This window comes from Streptomyces massasporeus, assembly GCF_014648995.1.
Taxonomy (GTDB): Bacteria; Actinomycetota; Actinomycetes; order Streptomycetales; family Streptomycetaceae; genus Streptomyces; species Streptomyces massasporeus.
In genome coordinates this window covers 54,843-67,337 of record NZ_BMSE01000002.1, presented here as the reverse complement: position 1 = coordinate 67,337, position 12,495 = coordinate 54,843, and the positions used below count along the sequence as shown (strand labels likewise).

General features: G+C 73.8%; 8 protein-coding genes. 3 read left to right on the top strand and 5 right to left on the bottom strand.

Annotation, left to right across the window (positions count from 1 at the left end):
* Nucleotides 1-28: 28 nt before the first annotated feature.
* Nucleotides 29-718 (bottom strand): cell division ATP-binding protein FtsE, encoded by a 690-nt coding sequence (gene ftsE, locus IE153_RS05190; RefSeq protein ID WP_003990615.1) that lies wholly within the window; start codon nt 716-718, stop codon nt 29-31.
* A 257-nt stretch (nt 719-975) separates the two neighbouring features.
* Here ftsE and IE153_RS05185 point away from each other — a divergent pair, with 257 nt between their 5' ends.
* Nucleotides 976-1,167, top strand: a complete 192-nt coding sequence (locus IE153_RS05185; protein ID WP_097216953.1) for a hypothetical protein — start codon at nt 976-978, stop codon at nt 1,165-1,167.
* A 118-nt stretch (nt 1,168-1,285) separates the two neighbouring features.
* Here the strand turns inward: IE153_RS05185 and IE153_RS05180 are convergent, their stop codons facing one another.
* The 4 genes from IE153_RS05180 to IE153_RS05165 form a co-directional block, all read right to left on the bottom strand.
* Entirely contained in the window at nt 1,286-1,903 is a 618-nt protein-coding gene (locus IE153_RS05180; RefSeq protein ID WP_189588599.1) for an LPXTG cell wall anchor domain-containing protein, read from the bottom strand.
* 290 nt (nt 1,904-2,193) lie between these two features.
* On the bottom strand, nt 2,194-3,297 hold the full coding sequence (gene prfB, locus IE153_RS05175; RefSeq protein ID WP_189588598.1) for a peptide chain release factor 2: 1,104 nt from the start codon (nt 3,295-3,297) through the stop codon (nt 2,194-2,196).
* A 58-nt stretch (nt 3,298-3,355) separates the two neighbouring features.
* Nucleotides 3,356-4,603 (bottom strand): serine/threonine-protein kinase, encoded by a 1,248-nt coding sequence (locus IE153_RS05170; protein WP_189588597.1) that lies wholly within the window; start codon nt 4,601-4,603, stop codon nt 3,356-3,358.
* Between the two features lie 122 nt (nt 4,604-4,725).
* Nucleotides 4,726-6,420, bottom strand: coding sequence for a serine/threonine-protein kinase (locus IE153_RS05165; protein ID WP_189588596.1), 1,695 nt, complete (start codon nt 6,418-6,420; stop codon nt 4,726-4,728).
* A gap of 389 nt (nt 6,421-6,809) precedes the next feature.
* Between IE153_RS05165 and IE153_RS05160 the strand changes: the two genes are divergently transcribed.
* Nucleotides 6,810-10,904 (top strand): FHA domain-containing protein, encoded by a 4,095-nt coding sequence (locus IE153_RS05160; protein WP_189588595.1) that lies wholly within the window; start codon nt 6,810-6,812, stop codon nt 10,902-10,904.
* A 176-nt stretch (nt 10,905-11,080) separates the two neighbouring features.
* A complete protein-coding gene (locus tag IE153_RS05155) occupies nt 11,081-12,493 on the top strand; it encodes an ABC transporter substrate-binding protein (protein ID WP_189588594.1) in 1,413 nt (470 codons plus the stop codon).
* The last annotated feature ends 2 nt before the right edge of the window (nt 12,494-12,495 follow it).

The following is a 12,495-nucleotide window of genomic DNA, read 5'->3' as shown; positions in this document are numbered from 1 at the left end:
TGCCTTTCCGTGGATCTCGGGTGCGGTATCAGTGCTGGTAGCCGTAGACACCGCGGGCCTGGTCGCGGACGAGGCGGCCCTTCTCCAGTTCGATGACGCGCTTGCGCATCTGGTCCACGATGTTCTGGTCGTGCGTGGCCATCACCACGGTCGTGCCCGTCCGGTTGATGCGGTCGAGCAGCTTCATGATGCCGACGGAGGTCTGCGGGTCGAGGTTGCCGGTGGGCTCGTCGGCGATGAGCAGCTTGGGCCGGTTGACGAAGGCACGCGCGATGGCGACGCGCTGCTGCTCACCACCGGACAGCTCGCCGGGCATCCGGTCCTCCTTGCCGCCGAGCCCGACGAGGTCGAGCACCTGCGGCACGGACTTGCGGATCTCGCCGCGGGACTTGCCGATGACCTCCTGCGCGAAGGCGACGTTCTCGCCGACCGTCTTGTTCGGCAGCAGGCGGAAGTCCTGGAAGACCGTCCCCAGCTGGCGCCGCATCTGCGGGACCTTCCAGTTGGAGAGGCGGGCGAGGTCCTTGCCCAGAACGTGCACCTGACCGTGACTGCACCGCTCCTCGCGGAGGATCAGCCGCAGGAAGGTGGACTTTCCGGAGCCGGAGGACCCCACGAGGAAGACGAACTCGCCCTTCTCGACCTCCAGGGAGACATCCCTGAGGGCGGGGCGGGTCTGCTTGGGGTAGACCTTGGAGACATTGTCGAATCGGATCACGGATGCACCACGGGTCGCCGGGGGTAGATGAGCGTGACCATACGCGACCCGGGTGGGGCATCGCAGTCACCGACAGTGGTTGCGCCATGGATGTGCCGTTTTATACCGAGCCCCGAGGGGCGCGGGGGGACTGTGCGTACAACCACAGAAAATGCGCAGCCGCGCGACGGCCGTCGGAACCTGGCAAAGTGGAGGGGGGAACATTCCCACCCCCACGGACGTTGGACACGTGGAACCGGCGCAAGGAGGGCAAGCGCATGACGTACGACCGGCTGGTGTGCGCGAACTGCGCGTCCCCCGTGAACGAGGGCCGCTGCCCCGTGTGCCGCGCGAACCGCGAGCGGATGCAGCAGGAGAACTTCCTCGCGGGCCTGAACCCGATGACCCTGATCGCACTGCTGACGGTGCTGATCGCGGCGGTGGCCCTGCTGGCGCACCAGACCGCGTAGCGGCGTGGGCAGCCGCCCCCAGACATGGCCGAGGGCCCGGAGCGAATCGCTCCGGGCCCTCGGTGTTGCGCTGTGCCCACGGTCCGTGCAGCCACGGTCCGTGCGGACGCGGCTACCGTCAGGCGGCAGCCCCGCCGCGGCCGCCCACGAGGCGCGGCAGCAGACGGAAGCCGACACCGCCGGCGATCATCGTGGCGGCGCCGATCACCAGGAAGGTGGTCTGCGCGGCACCCGTCTCGGCGAGCTCCTCGCCGTTGCCCTGGGCCTGGGCCTGCGGGGCCGGGGTGGAGTCCGAGCCGATCTCGGTGAGGGAGGAGGAGCCCTCCTCCTGCGGCGAGGTGCCGCCGTCGGGGTCGGTGTTGTTGCCGCCGCCGTTGTTGCCACCGTTGCCGTTGCCGTTGCCGCCGCCGGTGCCGTTCCCGTTGCCCGGGTCGGTCGGGGCGGTCGTCGGGTCCTCGGTCGGCTCGGTCGGCTCGTCCGTCGGCTCGGTCGGCTCGTCGGTGGGCTCCTCGGTCGACGGCGGGTCCGTCGGGAGGTCCGTGGGCGGGTCGGTCGGGAGCTCGGTCGGCGGGTCGGTCGGCGTCGGGGACGGCGACTCGTCGGCGCACAGGATGCCGAGCAGGCAGTCGTCGGCTTCCGCGGCGGATGCGGCGCCGGCGGCGGTCAGCGAGGCACCGGCGGCGATCACGGCACCGGCGGCTATCCGCGCGACACGGATCCGCGTCTTCTTCGTCATGTGGTTGCTACCCCCAGTAGCTCATCGTCATTAGGCAGCGCTCGGGGCTGTGCTCGACGGGGACGGCTGCGGTGAAAGGGCCCCCGGTTCACATGCGCCCCAGAGACACGCATGCCGCGCTTTACCCTTCCCATTTTTCAAGAACACGTCAAGGCCGTTTGCGGCCGCCATGTCCAACTACGGGGGCTATGCCGGGAGTCTGAGTCTGTGAGTGTGATGTAAAACCCGGACATCCGAGCACAGAAAAAGCAACTACCGCCCCGGGGGCGGCAGTTGCCTTGTCGACAAACTTACTTCTCCTGCTGCTTGCGCCAGCGAATTCCGGCCTCGAGGAACCCGTCGATCTCGCCGTTGAACACGGCCTCGGGGTTGCCGACCTCGAACTCGGTGCGCAGGTCCTTGACCATCTGGTACGGGTGCAGGACGTACGAACGCATCTGGTTGCCCCAGGAGCTCCCGCCGTCCTTGAGGGCGTCCATCTTGGCCCGCTCCTCCTGGCGCTGGCGCTCCAGCAGCTTCGCCTGGAGAACGTTCATGGCGGTCGCCTTGTTCTGGATCTGCGACCGCTCGTTCTGGCAGGAGACGACGATGCCGGTGGGGAGGTGGGTCAGCCGCACCGCGGAGTCGGTGGTGTTGACGCCCTGCCCGCCGGGGCCGGACGAGCGGTACACGTCCACCCGCAGCTCGGACTCGTCGATCTCGATGTGGTCGGTCTGCTCGACCACGGGGAGGATCTCCACCCCCGCGAAGGAGGTCTGGCGGCGCCCCTGGTTGTCGAAGGGCGAGATGCGCACGAGGCGGTGCGTGCCCTGCTCGACGGAGAGGGTGCCGTAGGCGTAGGGGACCTGCACGGCGAAAGTGGTCGACTTGATGCCGGCCTCTTCCGCGTAGGAGGTCTCGTAGATCTCGGTCTTGTAGCCGCGCTGCTCGGCCCAGCGCAGGTACATGCGCTGGAGCTTCTCGGCGAAGTCGGCGGCGTCGACGCCACCGGCCTCGGCACGGATGTTCACCAGCGCCTCACGGGAGTCGTACTCACCGGAGAGGAGGGTGCGGACCTCCATCTCGTCCAGCGCCTTCTTCACGGCGGTGAGCTCGGTCTCGGCCTCGGCACGGGTGTCCGGGTCGTCCTCCTCCTCCGCCATCTCGAAAAGGACGCCCAGGTCGTCGATGCGACCGCGCAGGGCCTCGGCCTTGCGCACCTCGGCCTGGAGGTGGGACAGCTTGCTGGTGATCTTCTGCGCCTCATCGGGGTTGTCCCAGAGGGACGGCGCGGCCGCCTGCTCCTCGAGCACGGCGATGTCTGCCCTCATCTTCTCGAGGTCCAGAACGGCCTCGATCGACTCCATGGTCGAGGAGAGGGACTTGAGCTCTTCGGATACGTCGACGACTGCCACGCCCTCCAGCGTAACGGCTCCGCCCGGCGGCCATCGCCGGGCGGCCGGAGCGGGCGGCTCAGGGGGTCTGCGGGGCGGAGTTCTTCGTGTCCTGGGGAGGTGCGCCGCCGTCGTCGTCCGACGTGGACAGCCAGGCGCCGACGCCGATCGCCGCCGTGAGGGCGATCGCGCCCGCTCCCAGGGCCACCCGGCGGCGCCGGGCCGCGGCGCGGTTGCGGGCCGAGCCGGGGCGGGGGGTGCCCGCGGTGCGCGGGGCCCGGGCCGTGCCGTGGGCGCCGCCGGCCAGCTCGTCGGGGGCGGGGACGCGCATCGAGGTGTGGGTGTCCCGGTTGGAGTCGGCCGGCTTCGCGCCCGGCACCAGGGGGACCGCGCCCCGCCGCCGGACGCGCTCCCCGGTCGGCGCCGGTCCGGCGGGCTGCTCCTCGCGTTCGGACTCCTCCTCGGACTCGGTGTCCGGCTCGTCGACCTCCAGCGGGGGCATGCCCGCCAGCATCGGCAGCAGCTCCCGCAGCCGGGCCCCGAGCTCCGAGGCCCGCAGCCGCGACGCCGGGGCCTTGGCCAGGCACTGCACCAGCAGCTGCCACAGCTCGTCCGGGATGCCGGGCAGCGGGACGACCGTCTCCGTGACGTGCCGGCGCAGGACCGCGCCCGGGTGGCCGCCGCCGAAGGGCGTGAAGCCCGCCAGCAGCTCGTAGAGGACGGTGGCGAGCGCGTAGATGTCGACGGACGCGCGCGGGGGCAGGCCCTCGACGATCTCCGGGGCGAGGTAGTCCGGAGTGCCGATGATCTTCGTGGCCTTGGTCCGGCGCGGGGTGTCGATGAGCTTGGCCACGCCGAAGTCGGTCAGCAGTGCGCGGTGGGAGCCGCCGGGGCCGAGCGGGCCCTGCATGTCCAGGAGCACGTTCTCCGGCTTGACGTCCCGGTGCACCACGCCCGCGGCGTGCGCGGCGGCCAGTCCGTCGGCGATGTCTGCCGCGATCGCGACGGCCGCCTCGGGGGCCAGGCGCCGGTCCCGGTCCAGCCGGGTGCGCAGGTCCGTGCCGCGGACGAGGTCCATGACGAGCGCCAGGTCGTTGCCGTCGACGACCAGGTCCCGCACCGACACCACGTGCGGGTGCTCCAGGCCGAGCAGGGCCGTGCGCTCCTGGACGAAGCGGCCGACGAGTTCCTGGTCGGACGCGAGGTCCTCGCGCAGCAGCTTGATGGCGACGGGGCCTTCGGGGCCCTCGCCCAGCCACACCGTGCCGGCGCTGCCCCGCCCGAGGATCTGGTGGGCGGTGTACCGGCTGCCGATCTTCCGTGCCAAGGCTGCTCCTACCGACGCGTGTTGTCGCTAAAACTACGCGTCCGGAGAGCCAACCTTCACCGTCGAGGCGGAAATCACCCGCCGGGTGTCGACAAATCGCCAACCTCGCGGGGCGGTTCCGGTCAGTTCGTGCCGGAACTGCTCCCGCCGAGCTTCTCGAACCAGCCGGTCACGGTGCTGAACCAGTCGGTGAGCTGGTCCCAGTAGCCCTTGCCGGTGCCGATCCACTCCTGCAGCGGGCTCAGTTCCCAGACCAGCCAGCCCGCGACGAACAGGATGACGATCGTGAACAGGCAGCCCTTCAGGCAGCCGAGCCCGGGGATCCGCATCGGGTTGGCGCTGCGCTGCCGCGGCTGCCGGGGCTCGCGCTGCGGCGGCTGCGGCTGCTGGGGCGGCGGCGCGGGCGGGGCGTAGCGCTGCGGCGGCTGGGGACGCTGGGGCTGCGGGGCGTACTGCTGGGGCTGCTGCTGTTGCGGGTGGCCGTAGCCGGACCCGGGCGGGGGCGCCTGGCGGCGCGGGGGCTGCTGCTGGGGCCGGGCCACCTGGCGCTGGGGGCGGCGGCGCAGCGGGTCCTGCCCCGGGTCGAGGTAGTTCTGGACCTGCGTCTGCTCGTTGCGGTCCCGGGCCGCCCGCAGCTGGTTCTGCCAGGGGTGCGGGTCCTCGGGGCCGCCCTGCTGGTTCTGCCCGCCGGGGTGGCCGGGCGAGCCCGGCGGGACCGGCGGCATGACGGCGGTCGGGTCGGCCGCGCCCCGGTGGTTCATCACGGCGGTGGGGTCTGCGGCGCCGGCCGGGCCGCCGGTGTGCGGCATGACGCTGGTCGCGGCGTTCGGGTCGTACGAGCCCGCGCCCTGCGGGAGGACCTGGGTGGGGTCGGCGGCTCCGGGGGTGTCCGGCACCGGCGCGGGGGCCGGGTCGGGCACGAGGAGCATGCCGACGCCCTCGGCGGCGGCGATCTGCGCGGAGTTCGCGTGCACCCCGATGCCCTCGGCGACGACGCGTAGGCCGCGGGCGAGATTCTCGGCGCTGGGCCGCTCGTCGGGGTTCTTGCGCAGGCAGCGCTCGATGACCGTCCACAGCGGGTCGGGGACCGTCGAGGGGCGGCGCGGCTCGGCGCTCAGGTGCTGGTGCAGCACCTCCAGGGCGGAGCCGCCGGAGAACGGCGGGCGGCCGGTGACCAGCTCGTACAGGAGGATGCCGGCGCCGTAGATGTCGACGGCGGAGGTCTGCGGGCGGCCCTCGGCGGACTCGGGCGCGACGTACGCGGGCGTGCCGACGAACTCCTGGGTGCGGGTCAGTCCCGGGGAGTCGGCGAGGCGGGCGATGCCGAAGTCGGTCAGCAGCGGGTGCATCTGCCCGTCGTACTGCTGGAGCAGGACGTTGGCCGGCTTGAGGTCGCGGTGGACGACGCCGTCGGCGTGGCTGGCGGCGAGCGCGTCGGCGATCTGGGCGGTGAGCAGGGCGGCGGCGACCGGGGTGAACGGGCCGTTCTCGCGCAGGTAGCGGTGCAGGTCGGGGCCCTCGACGAGGTCCATGACCAGCGCCAGCAGCTCGCCCTCGACGACCAGGTCACGCACCCGGACGATGTTCGGGTGGGTCAGCCGCAGCAGGACGGAGCGCTCGCGCAGGAACCGCATGACGATGTCCGGATCGCCGGCCAGTTCCTCTTTGAGGACCTTGATCGCGACGGTCTCGCCGGGCTGCCCCGGCACGGCCGCCTCGGCGCCCGCGGTCTCGCGCTGGCGGGCACGCCAGACGGTGCCCGTGGCGCCGCGTCCGAGCGGCTCCTCGAGGAGGTACTTGCTGCCTACCGGCCGCACGTCATGCGCTCCCTGGTGCTTGCCTTGCCTGCTGGCCTGTCCGACCCACTGTAGTGCCGGGGGGCCGGGGACCGGTGTGTCGTCTTCTGTGGGTCTCGCGTCGTGGGTCCCACGCAGTGGGTCTTACGTAACGGCCCTCACAGCCGTTCGAAGGAAAGACGCTCACCTCGGTCTTGTGGTTGCCGGGAGTGAGCGTGACTGATCTCAAGCGGTCGCCTGTGGGTCATCTCTCAGGCACTTTTGCGGGCAGAGCCGACCATTCAAGATCACCTTTTCCCGAGCGAGGGGCGCGCTGTCAGTGGCAGGTGCGAGGATGCTGGCAGTACTGGCCGACGTGCTGGGGCGGGGTGGGGGACTCCGCGCCCGGGCAGAAGGGACCGCTGACGGCGATGCAGATCCGGCTGACCGTCGTAGATCCGCTGGGCCCGTCGGCGCCGGCGCGGGATCGCGCCCCGCGCAGCGACGTGCTGGTCACGGCACCCGCCGGTACGGCGCTCGCCGCGGTGGCGTCCGCGCTCGCCCAGGTGGTCTCCGGTGGTGACGGTTCGGGCACGCCCGTGCTGTACGCCGGGGAGCAGCGGCTCGACGCCCAGCGCTGCACGCTCGGCGAGCCCCCGCTGACCGACGGTGCCGTGCTGTCCGTGGGTGCGCCGGGCGAGCCCGAGCCGCATCCCGAGCTGGACGACGCCCCGGCCCAGCTCCAGGTCGTGGCCGGCCCCGACGCCGGCGGTGTCCATCTTCTGCACGGCGGCGAGATCCGCGTCGGCCGCTCCGCCGACGCCGACGTACCGCTCGACGACCCGGACGTCTCCCGGCTGCACTGCACGGTCACGGTGAGCGCGGACGGCCGCGTCGCGGTCGCCGACCTGGACTCCACGAACGGCACGACGGTGAACGGCGCGCGGGTGGACGGCCGGGCGGTCCCCTTCGCGCCGGGTGCGCTGCTGCGGATCGGTGAGTCGGCCCTGCGGCTGGCTCCCGCCGGGGGGCCGGGGGGCCGGGTCGAGACGACGCCGGACGGGGAGGGGCACGTGCGCGTGGCCGGGCCCGCCGGGGACGCGGCCGCGTCGCACGCGCGCGTGGCCGACCCGGGACCGACCGGGCCCGCCGGTCCCACGCACCACGCCTACGGCTCGGCGCCCTGGGGCACGCCCGGTGCCTCCGGGCGCGGCCCGGCTGATCCGGCCGTGGTGCCCGGGCAGGGCGGGGCACCGCGGATCGAGACCGAGGGCCCGGGCGCGGCGTCCGAACGGCCGGAGGGGCGAGGGGACGGCGGCGGAGCACGCCCTGCGGGCAGCGGCGGTGAGACCTATGCCGGGGGCTCTCGGAGCGAGGTGCCGACCGGGGGTGCGGCCCACACAGGGGACAGCCGGGGTCAGGCGCCTGTCCAAGGCGCCGGCGGCGGAGCCCGCGCCGGAGACGGCCGGAGCGAGGCGCCGGCCCAGGGGGCCGGCCGGAGCCACTCGCCCCTTCCGGGCACAGGGCGTACGGCCCACACAGGGGACAGGTGGAGTCGAGCGTCCGCCCAGGGCACCGGGGGCGCGGCCCATGCCGGGGACGGGTGGAGCGAGGTGCCGCCCCGGGGCGACGGAGGTGCTGGGGGCAGTTGGAGTCAGGCGCCCGCCCAGGGCGCCGCGGGTGCGGCCCGCACGGGAGACAGCCGGGGCGAGGTGCCGCCCCAGGGCGCCCGGCGCGCCGGGAACGGCGCGAGTCAGGTGCCCGACCCGGGCACCGAGGACGCGGCGCGTTCGCAGGCCGGGGCCGCACGGACTGCCTCCGAGACGCACGGGACGCCCACCCGGCAGCCCGAAGCCGCTCAGGGGCCCTCCCCCATCACTCCTCCCGGCGCCCCGGCCCGGCCGGTGAGCGGCGCCGGGGACACGCACGCGGGTCGTTCCGGGCTCGCGGCGTTCGGCGTAGCGGACGGAACCGGTCCTCACCCCCGGGAGACGGACGGGCCGGCCGCTCCCGACGACCCGGCCCTCGCGGACCAGCGCTCCGGCCGTGGGCGCAAGGGCACCCCCCTCCGCGGCACCGACGTACCCCCGGGAACCCGCAGGCGCGGTGGGATCGGGGCGTGGGCCCGGCGGCTGACCGGAGGGCGTGGCGAGCAGGCGGCGGAACCGCGCGAGGCGTACGAGGGCCAGCCGGCCGCCAGGGTCGCGGCGGAGCAGCACCCGGTCGTCGCACCGGCCGCCCCGGAGACCTGGCCGGACCCGGCCACGCTGCTGCTCACGGCCCTCGGGCCCGGGCCGCGGCTGTGGGAGCGCGGCCCCGGTCACCCGGAGGCGCTGGCCGTGCGCCTCGGTACGGCCGACCGGGCGGCGCCGGACGGCTCGGGCCTGCTGCCCGCCGTACCCGTGACGGTCGGGCTGCGCGAGGTCGGCGCCCTGGGACTGGCCGGGCCGCGGGCACGGCTGGCCGGGCTGACCCGTGCGGTCCTGGCCCAGCTCACCGCGCTGCACTCCCCCGACTCGCTGGAGATCGTCCTGATCGCCGCGGACCGCTCCCGCTCCTTGGAGGAGCGCACCGCCGAGTGGTCCTGGCTGGGCTGGCTGCCGCACGTCCGTCCGGGGCACGGGCAGGACTGCCGGCTGCTCCTGGCCCACGACCGCGAACAGGCGGCGGCCCGCACCGACGAACTCACCCGCCGTCTGGAGGACCAGCTGGCGGATGCGGCCCCGGGCTCCGGCCCGGCAGGGAGCGTCGGTGTGCCGACGAGTACCTCGGTGACCGGCAGCACGCAGCCCACCGGCACCGCCCCGTCCCCGGACCACTCCGTCCCTGCCCCCCGCCGCCCCTCCTGGGCCCGGGACGACGACTCCGGTGCCGACGCGGCCGCCGGTTTCCCCGGCCCGTACACCGTCGTGGTCGTCGACGGCGACCCCGGCGGCGCCGACCTGCGCGAAGCCGTGGCGCGGCTGGCCCTGGAAGGCCCCCGGGCCGGGATACACGTCGTCTGCCTGGCCGAGACGGCCGCCGCCTCCCCGGCCTCGCCGGTGACGGAGACGTACGAGGCGGCCTGCGCGGTGGCACCGACCTTCCGGCACTGCGGCGCGGTCGCGCTGCTCAGCGGGGACGTGGCGACGGCCCTGCGGCTGATGCGCGTGGCCCGGGCCGGCGGTGACGGCTCACCGGCCGGGCCGGTCGGGCACGGCACCGTCGCCACCGTCGACGCCGTCTCCGCGGCCTGGGCCGAGCGGTTCGCGCGGGCGCTGGCGCCGCTGCGGACGGACGGCCCGGCGAGCGAGCGCCAGCCGCGCGTCTCCGCACCGCTGCCGCAGGCGGCCCGCCTGCTGGACGAGCTGGGCCTGGCCCGGGCCACCCCGGCGTCGCTGATGGCGCGCTGGGCGGACGCGGCCGACGACGCCGAGGCGCTGGGCGGTCGCGTGCGCGCGGTGCTGGGCGCCGGGCCGCGCGGCCCGGTCTGCGCCGACCTCGCCGCCCAGGGGCCGCACCTGCTGATCGAGGGCCCGCCGGGCAGCGGCCGTACGGAGCTGCTGCGGGCGGTCGTCGCGTCCTTGGCCGCCGCCGAGCGGCCGGACCGCCTCGGCATCGTGCTGGTCGACGGCCGGGGCGGCCCGGGCGCGGGCGGCGGCCACGGCGAGGGGCTGCGGGTGTGCACGGACGTTCCGCATGTCACCACGCTGCTCATGGCCCACGACCCGGTCCGGATGCGGGAGTTCGCACAGTCCCTGAGCGCCGAGCTGAAGCGGCGCGCCGAGCTGCTCGGGCGGTCCGACTTCGCCGAGTGGCACACCGGGCGCGAGCTGTCGGGCCGTATGGTCGCCCAGCGCACGGCGACGGCGCGGGGCGGTGAGCGGGCCGAGGCCACGTCCCAGGGAGGGGCCGGGGACCTCGACTCCCCGTCCAGTTCGACCATGCGGCTGCGGCCGGGAGCGGCCCGGCGGCAGACGGAGGCGGCCGCGCCGCCGCTCCCCCGGCTCGTCGTGGTCGTCGACGACCTGGACGCGCTGGTCTCCCCGGCACTCGGCTCGACGGGGCGGCCCGCGGCCGGATCGGTCATGCGCGCGCTGGAGGCCGTGGCCCGGGAGGGCGAGCGGCTCGGCGTCCACCTGGTGGCGGCGACCGGCCCGTGCGCCCGCACGGCGGAGACGGAACCGGCGCGCCGGGCCACCCTGCGCGTCACGCTCGACATGCCCGCCCCGGGCCGTGGGGGCACCTCCCTGTTCGAGCGAAGCCGAGAACTTGGGGGAGAGCCCGCGCCCGGTCGGGGGAGGCTGACCGGTCCGGACGGACGGGTCACCCCGTTCCAGGGCGGCCGGGTCACGGGCCGGATCCCCCGGACGGCGACACTGCGCCCCACGGTCGTGCCCCTGGAATGGCACCGCATGGGTGACCCTCCGGCCCGCCGTCCGGTGCGGGAGCTCGGAAACGGCCCCACCGACCTGGCACTGTTGGCCAGCGCGCTGGAAAGGGCGGCGCGGGAGGTCGCGGCGGCGAAGGTGCCGTCGCTCCTGTGACCGAGGACGGCCGTCGACCCCACCCGGCGTCATGGGGCCGAGTCCCTGGTCACGAGGGGGTCACGATCCCCCGCTTGACAGCCGACGCCATCTTGCCGCCCCCGCACACCCGGGCGTAGACCAGATCGCACGGGAGCGCGCTCGACGTTCGACGAGGAACGAAGAACGGGGCAGTCATGCGCATGACGAGCAGCACCATCCGGACACGCTGGTCGCCCAAGCCGGACACGGCGACCCCCCAGCACCGCAGAGCCGCCAAGGCAGCGGCCGCCGTCGCCGCGGGAGCCCTCGCGCTCTCGCTGTCCGCCTGCGGAAGCAGCGACGAAGGCAGCGGTGGGAGCACGGGCGACACCGACGACACCACCACCAACGTCACCCTTCCTAAGCTGGACGGGACGAGCCTCGAGGTCGCCGCCGTGTGGAGCGGCACCGAACAGGCCAACTTCAAGAAGGTCCTGCAAGAGTTCGAGAAGCGCACGGGCGCCAAGGTCACGTTCGTGCCCGCGCAGGACCCGATCATCAACTTCATCGGCTCGAAGGTGGCCGGCGGGCAGCCGCCGGACATCGCGATGCTGCCGCAGCCCGGCGCCATCAAGCAGGCCGTCGACAAGGGCTGGGCCAAGGAGCTGGGTTCCGAAGCCGTCAAGGAGCTCGGCGAGAACTACTCGCAGGGCTGGCAGGACATCGGCAAGGTGAGCGGCAAGCCCTACGGCGTCTACTACAAGGCCGCCAACAAGTCCTTGATCTGGTACAACAACCAGGTCTTCGAGAACGCCGGGGCGAGTGAGCCCGAGACCTGGCCGGACCTGCTCAACACCGCGCAGACGGTCTTCGACTCCGGCGTCACCCCGTTCTCCATCGGCGGCGCCGAGGGCTGGACGCTGACCGACTGGTTCGAGAACGTGTACCTCTCCCAGGCCGGGCCGGAGAAGTACGACCAGCTGGCCAAGCACGAGATCAAGTGGACGGACCCGTCCGTGAAGGACGCGCTGACCACGCTCGCGCAGGTCTGGGGCAAGCCGGACTGGATCGCGGGCGGGGCGAGCGGGGCGTTGCAGACCGACTTCCCGGCATCCGTCACCCAGGTGTTCACCGGCGGGGACCAGCCCAAGGCCGCCATGGTGGCCGCGGGCGACTTCGCGCAGGTCAACATCCCCTCCAGTATGAAGATCGGCACGGACGCGAAGGTGTTCCCGTTCCCGGCGGTCGGTGACAACGGACCGGTGGTCTCGGGCGGCGACGCGGCCGTGATCCTCCAGGACTCGAAGGGGTCGCAGGCCCTGGCCACCTGGCTCGCCTCGCCGGACGCGGCGTCGATCCAGGCCAAGCTGGGCGGCTACCTCTCCCCGAACAAGAACGTGCCGAACTCCGACTATCCGAACGCGGTACAGCAGAAGATCGCCAAGGCGCTCATCGACGCCGGTGACGACTTCCGCTTCGACATGTCCGACCAGGCCCCGCAGGCCTTCGGCGGAACGCCCGGCAAGGGCGAGTGGAAGATCCTCCAGGACTTCCTGAAGAACCCGAAGGACATCGCGGGGACCCAGGCGAAGCTGGAGGCCGAAGCGGCCGCGGCCTACGGGAACTGACG

Excerpts from the sequence above, each read along its gene's own strand:
- IE153_RS05185 (WP_097216953.1), top strand. The coding sequence starts at position 976 with ATGACGTACGACCGGCTGGTGTGCGCGAACTGCGCGTCCCCCGTGAAC.
- IE153_RS05180 (WP_189588599.1), bottom strand. The coding sequence starts at position 1,903 with ATGACGAAGAAGACGCGGATCCGTGTCGCGCGGATAGCCGCCGGTGCC.
- IE153_RS05160 (WP_189588595.1), top strand. The coding sequence starts at position 6,810 with ATGCAGATCCGGCTGACCGTCGTAGATCCGCTGGGCCCGTCGGCGCCG.
- IE153_RS05155 (WP_189588594.1), top strand. The coding sequence starts at position 11,081 with ATGCGCATGACGAGCAGCACCATCCGGACACGCTGGTCGCCCAAGCCG.